General features: G+C 58.6%; 17 protein-coding genes. 16 read left to right on the forward strand and 1 reads right to left on the reverse strand.

The window, feature by feature from the left end:
* Window positions 1-3: 3 nt before the first annotated feature.
* From fdh3B to QA635_RS08150, 9 genes are all read left to right on the forward strand, one after another.
* On the forward strand, window positions 4-606 hold the full coding sequence (gene fdh3B / locus QA635_RS08110) for a formate dehydrogenase FDH3 subunit beta (RefSeq protein ID WP_283068254.1): 603 nt from the start codon (window positions 4-6) through the stop codon (window positions 604-606).
* A gap of 52 nt (window positions 607-658) precedes the next feature.
* Window positions 659-1666 (forward strand): formate dehydrogenase subunit gamma, encoded by a 1008-nt coding sequence (locus QA635_RS08115; RefSeq protein WP_425249178.1) that lies wholly within the window; start codon window positions 659-661, stop codon window positions 1664-1666.
* A 104-nt stretch (window positions 1667-1770) separates the two neighbouring features.
* A complete protein-coding gene (locus QA635_RS08120) occupies window positions 1771-2274 on the forward strand; it encodes a DUF3305 domain-containing protein (protein WP_283068256.1) in 504 nt (167 codons plus the stop codon).
* A gap of 59 nt (window positions 2275-2333) precedes the next feature.
* Window positions 2334-2459 carry a hypothetical protein gene (locus QA635_RS08125; RefSeq protein WP_283068257.1) on the forward strand — a complete coding sequence of 42 codons (126 nt, stop codon included), beginning with the start codon at window positions 2334-2336 and terminating at the stop codon, window positions 2457-2459.
* 138 nt (window positions 2460-2597) lie between these two features.
* Entirely contained in the window at window positions 2598-4073 is a 1476-nt protein-coding gene (locus tag QA635_RS08130; RefSeq protein ID WP_283068258.1) for a CYTH and CHAD domain-containing protein, read from the forward strand.
* Between the two features lie 179 nt (window positions 4074-4252).
* Entirely contained in the window at window positions 4253-5170 is a 918-nt protein-coding gene (gene ligD, locus QA635_RS08135) for a non-homologous end-joining DNA ligase (RefSeq protein ID WP_283068259.1), read from the forward strand.
* Window positions 5170-5850, forward strand: a complete 681-nt coding sequence (locus tag QA635_RS08140) for a DNA polymerase ligase N-terminal domain-containing protein (RefSeq protein WP_283068260.1) — start codon at window positions 5170-5172, stop codon at window positions 5848-5850. The genes ligD and QA635_RS08140 overlap by 1 nt, the downstream gene beginning before the upstream one ends.
* Window positions 5851-6071: 221 nt before the next feature.
* Complete coding sequence (locus tag QA635_RS08145; protein WP_283072207.1) at window positions 6072-6494, forward strand: TerC family protein; 423 nt, start codon at window positions 6072-6074, stop codon at window positions 6492-6494.
* Window positions 6394-7038 carry a TerC/Alx family metal homeostasis membrane protein gene (locus tag QA635_RS08150; RefSeq protein WP_283071521.1) on the forward strand — a complete coding sequence of 215 codons (645 nt, stop codon included), beginning with the start codon at window positions 6394-6396 and terminating at the stop codon, window positions 7036-7038. Before QA635_RS08145 ends, QA635_RS08150 begins: the two co-directional genes overlap by 101 nt.
* Before the next feature lie 118 nt (window positions 7039-7156).
* Here the strand turns inward: QA635_RS08150 and QA635_RS08155 are convergent, their stop codons facing one another.
* Entirely contained in the window at window positions 7157-8869 is a 1713-nt protein-coding gene (locus QA635_RS08155) for a cation:proton antiporter domain-containing protein (RefSeq protein ID WP_283068261.1), read from the reverse strand.
* Between the two features lie 217 nt (window positions 8870-9086).
* On the opposite strand from QA635_RS08155, the gene QA635_RS08160 reads away from it, so the two are divergent.
* The 7 genes from QA635_RS08160 to QA635_RS08190 all read left to right on the forward strand — a co-directional run bounded on the left by QA635_RS08160 (window position 9087) and on the right by QA635_RS08190 (window position 14689).
* Window positions 9087-9332 carry a hypothetical protein gene (locus QA635_RS08160; protein WP_283068262.1) on the forward strand — a complete coding sequence of 82 codons (246 nt, stop codon included), beginning with the start codon at window positions 9087-9089 and terminating at the stop codon, window positions 9330-9332.
* 309 nt (window positions 9333-9641) lie between these two features.
* Window positions 9642-10271, forward strand: a complete 630-nt coding sequence (locus QA635_RS08165) for a hypothetical protein (RefSeq protein ID WP_283068263.1) — start codon at window positions 9642-9644, stop codon at window positions 10269-10271.
* Between the two features lie 67 nt (window positions 10272-10338).
* The gene (locus QA635_RS08170; protein ID WP_283068264.1) at window positions 10339-11067 is read left to right on the forward strand and encodes a Bax inhibitor-1/YccA family protein; all 729 of its coding nucleotides are present in this window, start codon (window positions 10339-10341) and stop codon (window positions 11065-11067) included.
* Window positions 11068-11088: 21 nt separating this feature from the next.
* On the forward strand, window positions 11089-11289 hold the full coding sequence (locus QA635_RS08175; protein WP_283068265.1) for a DUF2905 domain-containing protein: 201 nt from the start codon (window positions 11089-11091) through the stop codon (window positions 11287-11289).
* A gap of 803 nt (window positions 11290-12092) precedes the next feature.
* The gene (locus QA635_RS08180; protein ID WP_283068266.1) at window positions 12093-12926 is read left to right on the forward strand and encodes a universal stress protein; all 834 of its coding nucleotides are present in this window, start codon (window positions 12093-12095) and stop codon (window positions 12924-12926) included.
* 36 nt (window positions 12927-12962) lie between these two features.
* Complete coding sequence (locus QA635_RS08185; RefSeq protein ID WP_283068267.1) at window positions 12963-13400, forward strand: anthrone oxygenase family protein; 438 nt, start codon at window positions 12963-12965, stop codon at window positions 13398-13400.
* A gap of 101 nt (window positions 13401-13501) precedes the next feature.
* Window positions 13502-14689, forward strand: a complete 1188-nt coding sequence (locus QA635_RS08190) for a baeRF11 domain-containing protein (RefSeq protein ID WP_283068268.1) — start codon at window positions 13502-13504, stop codon at window positions 14687-14689.
* Window positions 14690-14703: the final 14 nt, after the last annotated feature.

Below are 14703 nucleotides of genomic sequence, written 5' to 3' on the forward strand. Positions count from 1 at the left end.
ACGATGGCGCGCATGAAATTCCTTTGCGACGCGGAGCGATGCATCGACTGCAACGCCTGCGTAACCGCATGCAAAAATGAGAACGAGGTGCCTTGGGGGATCAACCGCCGGCGGGTCGTCACCATCAACGATGGCAAGCCCGGCGAGCGCTCGGTGTCGATGGCCTGCATGCACTGCACCGATGCGCCGTGCGCGGCTGTCTGCCCGGTCAGCTGCATCTATCCGACCGAAGACGGCGTCGTGCTTCATTCGAAGGATCTGTGCATCGGCTGCGGCTACTGCTTCTATGCGTGCCCATTCGGCGCGCCGCAATACCCGCAGGTCGGCAATTTCGGCTCGCGCGGCAAGATGGATAAATGCACCTACTGCGCCGGCGGCGGCGGACCCGAAGCGCCGGGCAGTGCCGAGGAGTTCGCAGAATATGGATCGAACCGGTTCGGCGAGGGCAAGCTACCGATGTGCGCCGAGATGTGCTCGACCAAGTCGTTGCTGGCAGGCGACGGCGAAGTCATTGCTCAAATCTACAAGGAACGAGTATTCAAGCGGGGTTACGGCTCTGGCTCATGGGGCTGGACGACTGCTTATGGCGAGGGAGTTCAAGTTTGAACCGCAACGCAGAGTCGCAATGTTAGGTGGAAATGCGGAGAAGTTGATCGTCATGGCGTTTCCTGTGCGTGTTCGCCTTCTTGTGGTCGCGGTCGCGCTCCTTTCGATTGCCGCGGCGGTTCCGGCCCAAGCTCAAAAACACGGCCCGGATGGCGCCCCTAACCCAACAGCCAGCGTCATCGATGAGCAGACGCTTCTGAAGGAGGCCCCCCGTGTCGAAGGTCGGGTAGATATTCCCGACCCCAGGGCCGGTGTTTTGATCGAACCGGCTGGACGAACGTGGCAGTATGTCCATGAGGTGCTGTTGCATCGGGCCAGCGCGGTCATAATCCTCGGCACCATCGCGATCCTTGGATTGGCGTACTTGAGTGTGGGACAGATCCGGATTGCCGAGGGGCGCTCGGGAAAGAGAATCCTTCGCTTCAAGGCGTTTGAGAGATTCGTGCATTGGCTGGCGGCGGTGTCGTTCGTCGTTCTTGCCTTGACCGGCCTTAACATCACCTTCGGCAAGGTTTTGCTGTTGCCGGTGATCGGCCCGGACGCGTTCACGCTCGTCTCGCAGGCGGCAAAGTACGTGCACGACTTCACAGGCTTCTCGTTTGCGATCGGCCTCGTCCTCCTTGTCGTGATCTTCTTCAGGGACAATTTGTTCCAAAAACTTGACCTCGACTGGATCAAGCAGGGAGGGGGGTTCATCAAGAACAGACATGCCCCAGCCGGACGCTTTAACTTTGGCGAGAAGCTTGTCTATTGGCTTTCGATGGCGGGCGGCGTTGCCGTCTCCGTATCGGGGTTCCTGATGCTGTTTCCTTTTTTTGGATTTGGCATCGCCGGGATGCAACTCGCGCAGATCGTTCATACTGTGGTGGCCGTTCTGCTCATCGCCCTGATCTTGGCCCACATCTATATCGGTACGATCGGAATGGAGGGTGCATTCGAGGCCATGGGTACCGGCGAGGTCGATCTCAACTGGGCTAAAGAACACCACGATCATTGGATCGCTCAACAACTCGCAAATGAAGTCCGGTTGAGATCGCCTTCGGCGACTGCGCCGGAATGAGCGTTGGCGGGACTGCGCGCTTCGATCCCAGCCGGCGCGATGCATCTGGCGCATCGTCACCCTGCAGAAGGAGAATTTCCGGCGGTCCGAAAGGAGGCGCTTCAATGAGATCAACAGCTCTTGCGGTCATTCCGGTTGGCGTCTTGGTTGAACAGCGCAAGGCGAAGAGCGTCTGGGCCGACTTTCTGTGGGGACCGGTTTCAGTGCTTGCCGGAACACCAACGGCCGCTCCTTGGACACCAGTTGACACGCGAGAGGACACGACCTTGTTTTTTGTAGGTCAAGCCGTGATCGAACTGCATCGAACCGAGACTGCCAACTATCGCGACAATCTCGCGTCGGGAACGCCAGCATTATGGACAGCCTTGCGTCCTGTTGCCTCGGAGCGAGGGCCGCATGAAATCCTCGCCGTAACGGCCGATCCAGCTGAGGGAGAAGCGTTCACCAATGCCGGTACCAACCTTGTCGAAGCCTTGCCAATGCCGCCCGAAGTCGTGGAAATTGTCGCTCAGTTCATCGCCGAGCATCATGTCGATCGGCCTTTCGTCAAGCGCCAACGTGACCAGCAAACGTCCTCGCATCGGAAAGTAAGACGAGAGCGCGAGTAATAGCGGAACGGGATAGTGTTCATCTTGCGTTCGATGTAACCGAAAACAGGAGAAATAGAATGCGCGCGTTCATCGTCGCATGCTTTGTCGTCGGCATCGTTGCTGCGGGGGCGGCTGCTGTTCTCGACAATTTTGTGCAAAAATCGTCAGCGGCAGCATGGACGGAACCGGGCGTGAGAATTTAGCGCGGGTTCTTCGGCCCCTTCGCCGCTCCCATCAACAGCGCGCATGATCCCTAACTGCGTGCAAGGAGAAGTCCCATTTCAACCGAGTTCGAACTGAAACTCGCCGCACCGCCGGAGAAGTTCGAAAAGCTGAAGCGCGTGCTCCTGGCGATGCCGACCGCAAAATCGAAGGCCCGATCGACGCTGGTCAGTACGTACTACGACACACCTACGCTTGCGCTCCACCGCGAGCGGTTATCGCTTCGGGTGCGCAAGCAGGGCTCGGAGTTCGTTCAGACCGTCAAGGTCGAAGATCCAGCTCGGTTGGATACTTTAGAGAGGGGCGAGTGGGATGACCATATCCGGAGCAAATGGCCGATTCTCGATGCGCCGATGACTGGCAGGTGGCTGCGCGACCTGGTCCGCGATGAGGAGTTGCGTCCCGTCTTCACGACGATAGTCACCCGAACAACGATCGAAATTAGCCGGGACCCATCCGCGCGGATCGAGGCGGCCATTGACGAGGGAGAGATCCGCATTTGCAACCGCGGCGCAGGCGCGCCGGTCAGTGAAATCGAACTTGAGCTCAAGGAGGGCGATCCGCGAGTGATCTTCGATGTAGCGTTGCAACTGCTCGAAACTGAGCCAATCCGCATCGAGCCTTGCAGCAAGGCCGAGCGAGGGTATCGACTGCTTGGAGCCGATAGGTTGATACCGCAGGCAGTTCATGTGGGACCTATCACGCTCGATCCTGCCATGAGCGTCGAGGCGGCGCTACAACGCATCGGGCGACACTGCCTCACCCACGTTCTTAGCAACGAACAGGCCGTTCTCACCGGTGATCCGGAAGGCATCCACCAGACGCGGGTCGCCGTTCGCCGTCTTCGCTCCGCGCTTTTGGCCTTGAAGCGGCTCCTGCAGGAGAAGCATTACCACTGGGCCTCGGAGGAATTGAGATGGCTCGCTCACTCCCTCGCTCCAGTGCGCAATCTGGACAGTTTTGCCGCCTCCCTGGTCGGCGCGGTCACTCATGCATTGCCTGCCGGCTCAGACCTCGAACACCTCATCGATGCCACGGAGCGCCAGCGAGATGCGGCGCTTGAGCATGTTAAACAAGCGATCCTGTCCGAAAGATACGCTGCGTCAATGTTGCGGCTGTTGCGATGGTTTGCGGCCCGTGGGTGGCGCCATCAGGAAATATCAGAACATGCGGTCGTTCTTTTAGCGCCTATCGTCGATGTTGCTCCCGACCTGATCGATCGGCATTACCGCAAGGCTTGCAAACGTAGCAAGAAGTTCGAAGAGTTGACGGCAGCTCAGCGGCACAGGCTGCGTATCGCGCTGAAGCATTTGCACTACATCGTCGAATTTCTCGGAAGCCTGTTTAGCAGGGCCAGAATTCGAACGTTCGTCGGGTATTTGAAGTCTTTGCAGGACGATCTCGGCTATACAAATGACGTTCGCGTCGCCCACGATCTTGTTGATCAGATTGCTAACGCAACAGAGCGGGATGTTCGCGCGATCAATCGTGCGGGAGGGATCGTGCTAGGTTGGCACGAGCGGGTTCTTGCTGAACGCCATCCGAAAATCAGAAAGCATATTCGTCGCTTTAGACGGTTGGAGCCGTTCTGGTGAGGCAAAACGATGGTGTCGAGCAACTTCTTTCGAGGTCCAAGTGGTACTAACGCCGGGGCTTTCGCTTGCGTTCCGGTTGGTCGGTGAGAGCCATGTTCGGCTGCGATTTGCTCGACCGACTACCCACTGACGCCAGGGCCCGGCTTCGAAAGCGCGCACAGCCAGCATGGATTGCGCCCATGTTGGCGACGCTTACGAACGACGTCTTCTCGCGACAGCGATGGATATTTGAGCCGAAATGGGATGGGGAGCGCTGCCTCGCCTTTCGCCGAGGTCGCGATCTCGCTCTCTTTTCGCGGAATCGAATTCGACTGAATGCAAAATATCCCGAGGTGATTGAGGCGGTGTATCAGCAGGAAGCCACGTCCTTTATTGCGGATGGTGAGATTGTCGCGTTCGACGGCCAGATTACCAGCTTCGCAAAGCTGCAAGCTCGCATGCAGGTGGTGCGTCCGCCGACTGAACTGGTTCGCAAGGTGCCGGTATGGTTTTATCTGTTCGACCTGCTCTACCTGGACCGATACGACATCCGGCGGGTTCCGCTCCGGTACCGAAAGCAAGTACTTCGCCAGGCCTTCGACTTCCATGACGCCTTGCGGCTCACGGAACATCGCACAACTGAAGGCGAGGATTACTACCGACAGGCGTGTCGGACGGGAGGCGAGGGTATCATCGCAAAGGACCCGGACAGTGTGTACGTGTCCAGGCGAACGCGCGACTGGCTCAAATTCAAATGCAAGCGAGAGCAGGAGTTCGTCATTGGCGGTTACACCGATCCACGAGGGAGTCGCAGCCGGTTCGGAGCGTTGTTGCTGGGTTACTACCGCGGTGGAAAGCTCGTGTATGCCGGGAAGGTAGGGACGGGGTTCGCCGACGATCTGCTGCGGCGTCTTGGCAAAAAGCTCGTTCGGCTGGAGACGCCGATTTCTCCCTTTGCCGAGGATGGGTCGCCGCGGCGCGGCGTGCATTGGGTGAAGCCGAAGCTCGTCGCGCAGATCGGATTCACCGAGTGGACGGTAGGAGGTAAGTTAAGACACCCTCGATTTCTCGGCCTGCGGGATGACAAGCGGCCGGAGGGTGTCGTGCGTGAGGACTGATGTGCAATGAGGCGAAATCGCCAAATACCGTCGGCGGAACTCTAAATCGGCCTAAAGGACAACAGGTGTCGCTCGCATCATATCGAGGCAAAAGAGCCTTTACGGAAACGCCCGAGCCGGTCGGGCGAGTGCGGCGACGCGATCGCACGCGTGCCTTTGTGGTTCAAAAACACGCTGCCAGCCGGCTTCACTATGATTTCCGGCTCGCCGTAAATGGGGTTTTGGCATCCTGGGCAGTGCCAAAAGGCCCTTCAATGAACCCTGCGGACAAGCGCTTGGCCGTAAGGACGGAGGACCATCCGCTCGAATATGCGAAGTTCGAAGGCGTGATCCCGTCCGGCCAATACGGAGCAGGGATCGTGATGGTCTGGGACTTGGGAAAGTATGAGCCGGCGGAAAATCAGCCGCCAGAGGAGCAACTGGCTCGCGGCAAAGTTCAAATTGTGCTGCAGGGAGAAAAACTGCGCGGCGGTTTCACGTTGATCCAAACCAAAAATCGATCCATGAATTCTGGCCGAAGAGACTATTGGTTGCTCATCAAAAGTCGCGACGAGTACGCTGATCCGTCGTGGGACATCGAGAGCGCTCGTTTCGATCGCTCTGTTCTTACCGCCCGCAGCATGAAGGAGATCAGGGAGAGAAAGCCAGCAAAGTCTCGACCTGGCCGGCACCGTGTCTGAACGCAGCCGCGCATGCCGATCGGAGGAGCGGCATCTGCCGCGTGGGTCGATTTGTTAGCGTGGCGCGGGGCTGGCGGTCTCATCCACAGAGTGTCTTCGCGACTTGGCCTCCGTCAATGCGAAGCGCAGGGGAACCGGTAGGATTGGTCCAGTAAGTGCAGTACGTGCAAAAGTGGGGCGCGGTACCAGCACTTAGGGTCTTCGGAACCTGGAGGTTCCTGATGTGGCTGTGGGTGGCATTCATTCTCTTCGTATTCTTCTTGGTGGCATTGGATCTCGGGGTATTTCATCGCGAGGCTCGCACAATAGCTTTCAAGGAGGCACTGATGTTGAGCGCGGGGTGGATCACCATCGCTCTCGCTTTCAATGTCGTGATCTTTTTTCTCTATGAGAATCATTGGTTCGGGCTCGATCTTGCCGGGAGTGAACCAGACGGGCGAACGGCCGCGGTTCTATTCTTTACAGGCTTCCTGATCGAAAAGTCGCTCGGCCTGGACAATCTCTTTTTTCATCGCCTTGATTTTCTCGTACTTCCGCATTCCGATCGCGTCTCAGCATCGCGTACTATATTGGGGAATCTTGGGTGCAGTAATCATGCGCGCCGTGTTGATTCTTGGCGGCACCGCGTTAATCGAGCGCGGTGACTGGATTCTCTACTTTTTCGGCGCGTTCTTGATTGTCAGCGGTCTCAGGATGGGACTGGTCGGACACCCTTCGGATATTGAAAAGGATCCGATCATTAGATGGATAAGCCGCTTCTTTCCTGTGCTGCCGAAATTCGCGGGTGAACGATTTTTCGTGAGGCGAAGTGGGCAACTAGCCCTTACGCCGCTTGCGCTGGCATTGATCATGATCGAGGCGTCTGATCTGATCTTTGCTCTGGATTCTATCCCAGCGATTTTTTCCATCACGCGCGATTCGTTCCTCGTGTTCACGAGCAATATCATGGCGTTGCTCGGCTTGCGTTCGCTCTATTTCGCGCTGGCCGGAGCCGTAGACCGGTTTCGTTATCTCAGAACCTCGCTTGGGCTGCTCCTGGTGATGATCGGGTTCAAGCTACTGCTGAAAGACGTTTTCGTTGAAGGTCCGACCAGCATGTTTTTTACTCTCGGTGCCGTAGCGATCGTTTTGGCAAGCGGGATCATTGCATCGTTGCTCTTTGGGAGGCGTGCGCCAAATCGCGCTTAGGAAATCGAGCGCAGCGAGAGTAACCAGCGCGTCAGCATGGGCTATGCAATAGTGTTGCCCGAACGTTGCGGGCTGGACTTGTGCTTGGTCTAGTTTCCAACGTATGGGATCTGGCGGTTCAGAGGCCGACGTGCCCACGCAGTTCCGGATGGAGTTCGGCTCGAACTGCAGTGATGATGCGTGCGGCATCATCCTGGGAGAAACCGCAAACAAGGAGCACTTGGTCAGCCAGCGCGAGGCCGGCCGCGATGTTCTCTGGAAACACGGTGCTGGCGCCCGCCAGCGCCAGCGAAGAAATTCCCTGATCATCGGCTGCACTTACGACGGAGGATGCCGCTGGATTTTGCTGGCGCACATAGTGAAGTATGCGTTCAATCAAATGACGTCGATCGAACGTTAGGACGACGAGGCGCGCTTGGGCGACGCCGGCAGCTTCCATAACCCGTTTGCGGCCCGCGTCGCCGAAGACGACCTTGTGTCCAGATTGTTTTGCCCTGCGAAAGCGCATTAGGTCAGACTCGATCGCAACGTACGGAGCCCTTGCCGCCTCCAGCACGAGCGCCACTGGACGGCCGACGCGTCCACAGCCACACAGGATAACGTGATCACTGAGATCTCGGCTTTCCTGGCGGATGGCAGCCTCTTCGGCATGCGCCTTGAGGCGATGTGATGCTCCGCGAACGAGTTCTGTAAATCGGGAACTCGCTTGAATCAGCACTGGACCGAGCGCCATGGTCACCGCTAGGGCCAAGAGAGCGGGCCGCCCAACGCTCGCTTCCAAGGCGTTCACTCGCATCGCCTGTGTGAGTAGAAGTAAACCGGCTTCTCCGCCGTGTGCTAGAATAAGGGCAGCTCGCACCGCGACCGGCGCTGGCCAGCGCATGATTGCACCAACCAGGATCACGACGAAGGCCTTTCCTAGCAGGCATACGGCTATCCAGGCGAGGACGGTCATAGGCGCCACAACCACGGTTGAGGGATCCACCTCCATGCCGACGGTGACGAAGAATAGGCCCAACAGGATGTCACGAAAGGGTCGGATATCGTCCTCTACCTGATGACGGAAGTCGCTTTCGCCGACCACCATACCGGCGAGGAATGCTCCGATTGGCCCGGAAAGACCGGCGACATGTCCGACGAACGCCGTACCGAGCGCGAGCAACAAAACCGTGAGCAGAAATAGATCCGACGAGTTCGTCCGGGCAACCCAGGTAAGCCAGGTGCGAAAAACCGGTTTGCAGACGAAAGCCGCGGAGCCGAGTGCAATCGTCGCTGTTGCGAGCTGGCGCAGTGCTCCCAACGGTTCCGGCCCACCGCCTGGTTGCCACGCACCCAGCACAACGAGAAAGGGAAGGATAGCAAGATCCTGAAAGAGCAGGAGTCCCAGCACGAGACGACCTTGTTGGCTGCTGACCTCCCCCTCGTCGACCAATTGCTTGAGCGTGATGGCGGTCGATGACATCGCAACTGCACCACCAAGCAGCACCGCGCCGGATAAGCTCACACCCGAAAGCGCCGCAATTCCTGTCACGATAAAAACGGTTAACCCGACTTGCAGACCGCCGGCGCCGAAAACGTCGCGGCGTGCGGCAATCATTGCCGAGAGCGAAAACTCAAGGCCCACCATGAACATTAGAAAAATGATGCCGAGCTCGGCCAGAAACCTTGCTTCATCGCTTGCGGCTATGAGTTGTAAACCGTGCGGCCCGATTACCAAGCCGGCCAGCAGGTAACCGCCGGCGGCCGCAAATCTCAGACGCGCGACCAGGCTGATGGCGCAGATCGAGGCAAGTATCACGACCAGTGTCTTGATCATTAGGTCGTCGGCCATGCGCAGCTCCGATGCGCTTCGCACCTAGCTTGTTGTCCCGAGTTGTCAGTGCCTTGATGAGCATCAAGTTCCGCCAATTGCAAAAAAATGTTTCACCGCTCAGCGGCTGACAACCGTCAATGTGACGAGCCGGATGAAGGGTAAGCATTTTGTCCCGAACGCTATGACAGTTGCGCCACGCGGCAGAAATCCGAATGACGGGTGCAACTCGGAGTCAATGGATATGGCCACGTTCAACGCAACCGATTCTATTACGGTGATTGAAGGCTATGAGGCGATCCGCGTCTTTCTCGAGGCTGTTTGGCGTCGCCATGGTAGGCCCGTCGAGCAGATCGCATTTTTGCTCGGTAGCTTGAAGTGGGTCGACGGGACGCCAGTCGATCCGACATCGTGGCAAGACTGGCAGGCAGCCGTGCAAATGGCGGTGTCAGCCGGATCCTGCGAGATCGCCGCAGGCAGATGATCGCTTTGCTGCGGCGTGAGCGCTGGACCCCGGGAACACGCCGTCAGGCACGGTGAGGTCGTTTCTCGCGAAGGTGGAGCGCAAAGGCAGTACGATTGTTCCGCAGGGGTGCGCCCCTCATCTCTGGCCAACGCGAATCCTCAGCGTCGCAAGCGAGGCGAGTCCGCGCAACTCGACGAAATCCGCCATGTTCCGTTGACGCTCGTCAAGGTAACCTTTCACCGCAATGGACAAGAATAGCGGCGCTAACGGTACCTGCCAATCTGTCAGCGGCCGATCCGTGGCACTTTCACGCAACGGGAGCGTGTCATGCCAATCACTATCTGCCGTCTCTATGATTCATATGCTGACGCACGCCGGGTCATCGTCGCGCTTGAGGTCGCGGGCCTGCCGTCTTCCGAGACCAGCATGATTTCAAACAATTCCGACGCATGGTACGTGGCTACCGAGAGCACGAATATTGTACCTTTGCGGAAACAGGATGCGAGCAGCGAGACCGCCCGCGACGGAAAGTTCGAGGGTGCGGCCGTTGGGGTTGCAATCGGCGCAACGGCGGCGACAGCTGCCAGTCTCGTTACGATGCTAGCGCTTCCCGGGATCGGCGCGGTGGTGGGCATGGGATGGTTTGCGGCGATATTGGGTAGCATGGCGATCGGTGGCGTCACCGGCGGCCTGCTGGGAGCGCTGACCAATGCCGGCATCAACGAAGAAGATGCGCACGTCTTTGCCGAGGGCGTTCGCCGCGGAGGAACATTGATCGCCGCGCGGGTGCCACCGGCCGAAGTGCCGCGAATAGATTCGATTATGAACCGGTCAGCGGTAAGGCTTCAGGAACGTTGCGAGCTATACCGCAGGTCGGGCTGGCAAGCGTTCGATCCAAACGCTGTGCCCTATACCGCTGACCAGGTACGGAACGAGCGCGCATTGCGTACGAATTAGCAGGCTTGTCGGCAATTGACGTTCAAGGCTGCTCGATCAGTCGAGATGAACCGCACAGGTATAAGCCATGAGCTATTATGATTTTGATGCTCGCAAGTCACGTGACGCGGGCTTTCGACCATCGGTCGCCGAGATCGATGCCGGCTTGCGGGCCCATATGCAGCGCATCTACGGCTATATGGCCGGTGGCCTCGCGCTGACCGGCCTCGTGGCCTACCTGGCCGCGGCTTCTGGTTTCTATCAGTCTATCGCGGCGACGCCATTGATTTGGCTTGTCATGCTGGCGCCCCTCGGCTTCGTGCTGGTCTTGAGCATCGGGATCCAGCGTATGGCCGCAGGAACGGCGATGCTGCTGTTCTGGCTCTATGCCGCCGTCATGGGACTCTCGTTGGGAGGCATCTTCCTGGTGTTCACCGGGGAATCGATTGCGCGTGTGTTTTTCATCACGGCGGCAACCTTCGGCGCGATGAGCCTCTACGGCTATACGACCAGATCCGATCTTTCTCGCTTTGGATCGTTCCTCATAATGGGGCTGATCGGTATCGTGATCGCATCCCTCGTCAATATCTTCATCGGATCGAGCGCGCTTCAGTTCGCTATCTCGATCATCGGCGTCATCGTGTTCGTAGGCCTCACTGCCTACGACACACAGCGCATCAAGGAGATGTATCTTGAATCGGACACCGGCGAAATCGCCGGCAAGAAGGCCGTGCTCGGCGCGCTGGCACTTTACCTTGATTTCATCAATCTCTTCATGATGCTGCTCCAATTGTTCGGCCACCGCCGCGACAATTAGGTTGCGCACGGATTGATAGCGATGACACGTGTACTGATCCTACTAGGCGCGCTGATCCTGGCGGTTGGCCTGCTTTGGCCCTATCTGAGCCAACTCGGATTGGGGCGGCTACCCGGCGACATCGTCATCGAGCGGGGAAACACGACGTTCTATTTCCCGCTTATGACTTGTATACTTATCAGCTTGGTGTTCAGCCTCGTTCTTTGGATCGCGAATCGTTGACGCGGCGTCGGAGCTAACGGGCAGTTCCCCGGCCCCATACGACGCTTGTACTTGCATCAATCGCCTGTGCGCGCGTCGGCGGTGGCGCGGACGCGCGGCCCACTGCGTGACGACCATCGATTTCCGAATTGTCCTTCGTACTGCGTTGCAGGGCGAAACTACGCAGGCGACAAGCGATTCTTGACGAACGCCAATGTAGACCGTTTTCCAGGCGTCTAGAGTCAACGTCGCTGCGGGCTGGCGCCCGGGATCTCGGAAACCGGGCGGTTGATTCGTCACAAGTGAAGAAGCGGAGGTCTCATGGTGAGGAAAATAATGATTGCACTCGCGGTTGGCGCGACCGTGGTCGTCGGCTCGGTGCCAAGCTCAACCCCTGCGGACGCTCGATGGCGTCATGGAGTTCCTGTCGCTCCGGTCATCGGCGGCCTGGCGGCGGGCGCACTCATTGGCGCCGCACTCGCAGCACCGAAGCCATACTACTATAGCTACGCCTATGAGCCCGTCGATTTCGGGCCGTACTGTCGGGTTAGGCGTGAACGCTTCTGGGACGGTTGGAGGTGGCGAGTCCGCCGGATCGAGGATTGCTACTGATACTCTCACGTTCGGGAAGCGGTCCGGCTAGGGAAGCCTGGCGAGGGGTGACGTCAGGGTTCCCCTTGATCTGTCGGAGTGAGTATCGTTCCGCTGCTACGTTGCATCGTTAAAACTGCGGCCCGTCGATTGATCGTCATCAATGCCCGTCGCGCCGTGAGTCTTGAAACTGCGCTCAGGGGGCCGCATCGCATATTTGCTGGAACGGTTCGATGATCAAGGACATTATCATCAATCTCGAGCATCAGGTAACCCGCGATCCGGCCGGCGAGTTTGCCATTTCGATTGCGGCGATGTTTGGCACACACCTTGCCGGTGTTGCCTTCGCTTATTCCCCTGATTTTCCAGGTTACGCCGTGATGGAGCTTCCGGCTGATATGCTGGCCCAGATGGTCGCGAGCAGTGAAAGATCTGCGCTCGCCGCGATCGAACGCTTCGATGCGGCTGCCGCGCGTAGCCTGGTTTCAACAGAGCACCGGTTGCTGAGGACGATAGGGGCGGAGGCGCCCTCGATCTTTGCGGTCCTCGCCCGGCGCTTCGATCTGAGCGTGTTCATGCAATCCGAGCCGTCTCGCGCGAACAACGATGACATGATCGAAACGACGCTGTTCCAATCAGGGCGTCCGCTGATTGTTGTGCCTTACGTCCAGAAGGACGGGTTGAAGCTCGATCGCGTGGTGTGCTGTTGGGATGGCGGCCGCGCGGCGGCACGCGCCATCAGCGACGCGTTGCCGCTGCTCGTTAAGGCGACGGCTGTGGATCTCTTGACCGTGCTGAACGGGAAGACCAACGCAGAGAACAAGGAAGTCCGCGGTGTTGAGATGGCGGCTCACGTCGCACATCATGACGTCAAGGTCGAGATCGCGACTGTTGCGACCCCTGACACTGATGTTGCCAATGCGATCCTTTCCTATGCCGCAGATCATTCCGGGACCCTGATCGTGATGGGGGGGTACGGTCACGGGAGGCTGCGCGAAGTCATTCTCGGTGGCGTGACCCGCGATATGATGAAGTCGATGACGGTGCCCGTGTTCATGTCGCATTGAAGGGTACGACAACCGCCTGCGCCAGGAGTGAGATCGATGCGGCTCGGTCTTTACGCATTTGCTGTCGCGGCGGCTTTTTCCGGCGCTAGTGTTTACATCGGCCTTGTCGAGCAGCCAGCGCGACTCAGGCTCAATGCTCGTGCGATGATCGAGGAATGGAAACTGAGCAATCGGCGCGGCACGCTGGTGCTGTCGGGCATTGCCGTGCTGTCGGCTGCAATCGCTCTTGTACAGTTCAGGCAGAGTGGCGACGTTCGGTGGATCATTGGGGGCACTACGATTCTGGCAAGCTGGCCGTATACCTATTTTGTAATCACGCCAGTGAACGTCTGGCTGTTTGCCGTTCGACTCGGAAAACCGGTTTCGCCGCTGCGCAGGCTGATGCGGGACTGGGGACTCTTGGAATGGGGGTACGCGCTGATCGGATTGGCAGCCTGTGGGGTCTTCGCGTGGGCGTTGGAATTGCCGCCCTGATTGACCGCGGTCAATGTCGGAGTGCCGCGCTTCGGCCAAGGTCGGTCTCTCAATGCTAGAGGATGCTACAGGCGAGCAAAGAGTTCTGCTGGCGAGGGTCAATGTTGCATATCGATATTCCAACGTTGGAGGAGTTCAGGGCGCTGGCGCAGATCAAGGGCGAGACCTGCGTTTCCCTGTATCTGCCGACATCTCCCTTGGGGAGTAACGCCCAGCTCAACCGTACTGTATTCAAGGACTTGGCCAGGGACGCGCTATCGCAGCTCAGGGTAGGCGGCGCCGACAGCAGCAAGATCGTTGACTTCGAGGGGCAGTTCGAGCACCTCGCCGGCATGGAGCACAATGTCCAGGATGAAGACAAGATCAGAAGGCTTCAGCGTCGAAAGCCGGACCCGGTCGATTCGTTCTGGCATTACCTGTCTGCTGGACTGGCGGTACTTACCACGTCCGCGACAATGCGAACGTTCCGCCTGCCGGAGTCCCCAAAGCCGCTCGCCGAAGTCGCGGACCGCTTCCATCTAACCCCGCTGATCCGCGCCATGACGTCGCCGCACGATATCTTCGTGCTTGCACTGGCGGAGGAGAGCGTTCGGCTAATTCACGCCTTCGCCAATTTTCCGCCAGAACGGCTGCAGGTTCGTGGCCTGCCCAAGAACGCGGAGGAAGCGACCCGGCGGCCGTCATTTCACGTACGCGCCCCGCGCGGCAAACTGCAGAACCTCGAAGGCGAAAAGGTCCTGCTGCACCAGTATGTCAGGAAAGTCGAGCACGCCACCCGCAGCCTGCTTTCGGGACGCAATGCACCACCTCTGGCTCTTGCGGCGGAGGAGCCTCTCGCCTCGATGTTCCGGTCCGTCACTACGTATTCAAGGCTGGCCGACGAGACGATCGAAGGAAACCCAGGCCGGAAGACGGATGCCGAACTGGGAGATACAGCGATTCCGATTCTCGACCGTCTCTATTCCCGTGAACTGAGAGCGGTGATCGCGCGCTACGACGAGCTCAAGCCCCGACGTGCAACTACTGACGTTTCCTATGCGGCGCATGCTGCAACTGCAGGTGCCATCGATCAGCTCGTTGTCGATCTTGATGCAGTTGTGCCGGGTCTCGTCAGCGACTTCGATGGCAGCGTGACATATTCAGCTTCTGATGATGCCGAAACTTACAGCGTCGTCGACGAAGTCGCGCGGCGGGCGCTGTCCACGGGCGCTAGGGTCATGGGCGCCAAGCAGCATGAACTACCGAACCGGGCTCCGCTGACGGCCATCCTCCGCTACGCATTCCATTAAAGCACGGTCAGCCG

It is taken from the genome of Bradyrhizobium brasilense (assembly GCF_029714345.1).
Taxonomy (GTDB): domain Bacteria; phylum Pseudomonadota; class Alphaproteobacteria; order Rhizobiales; family Xanthobacteraceae; genus Bradyrhizobium; species Bradyrhizobium australafricanum.

Coding starts and splice junctions, on each gene's coding strand:
- QA635_RS08140 (WP_283068260.1), top strand. CDS start 5,170: ATGTGCAATGAGGCGAAATCGCCAAATACCGTCGGCGGAACTCTAAAT.
- QA635_RS08170 (WP_283068264.1), top strand. CDS start 10,339: ATGAGCTATTATGATTTTGATGCTCGCAAGTCACGTGACGCGGGCTTT.
- QA635_RS08165 (WP_283068263.1), top strand. CDS start 9,642: ATGCCAATCACTATCTGCCGTCTCTATGATTCATATGCTGACGCACGC.
- QA635_RS08160 (WP_283068262.1), top strand. CDS start 9,087: ATGGATATGGCCACGTTCAACGCAACCGATTCTATTACGGTGATTGAA.
- QA635_RS08145 (WP_283072207.1), top strand. CDS start 6,072: ATGTGGCTGTGGGTGGCATTCATTCTCTTCGTATTCTTCTTGGTGGCA.
- QA635_RS08180 (WP_283068266.1), top strand. CDS start 12,093: ATGATCAAGGACATTATCATCAATCTCGAGCATCAGGTAACCCGCGAT.
- QA635_RS08120 (WP_283068256.1), top strand. CDS start 1,771: ATGAGATCAACAGCTCTTGCGGTCATTCCGGTTGGCGTCTTGGTTGAA.
- QA635_RS08155 (WP_283068261.1), bottom strand. CDS start 8,869: ATGGCCGACGACCTAATGATCAAGACACTGGTCGTGATACTTGCCTCG.
- fdh3B (WP_283068254.1), top strand. CDS start 4: ATGGCGCGCATGAAATTCCTTTGCGACGCGGAGCGATGCATCGACTGC.
- QA635_RS08115 (WP_425249178.1), top strand. CDS start 659: ATGGCGTTTCCTGTGCGTGTTCGCCTTCTTGTGGTCGCGGTCGCGCTC.
- QA635_RS08185 (WP_283068267.1), top strand. CDS start 12,963: ATGCGGCTCGGTCTTTACGCATTTGCTGTCGCGGCGGCTTTTTCCGGC.
- QA635_RS08190 (WP_283068268.1), top strand. CDS start 13,502: ATGTTGCATATCGATATTCCAACGTTGGAGGAGTTCAGGGCGCTGGCG.
- QA635_RS08125 (WP_283068257.1), top strand. CDS start 2,334: ATGCGCGCGTTCATCGTCGCATGCTTTGTCGTCGGCATCGTTGCTGCG.
- QA635_RS08175 (WP_283068265.1), top strand. CDS start 11,089: ATGACACGTGTACTGATCCTACTAGGCGCGCTGATCCTGGCGGTTGGC.
- ligD (WP_283068259.1), top strand. CDS start 4,253: ATGTTGGCGACGCTTACGAACGACGTCTTCTCGCGACAGCGATGGATA.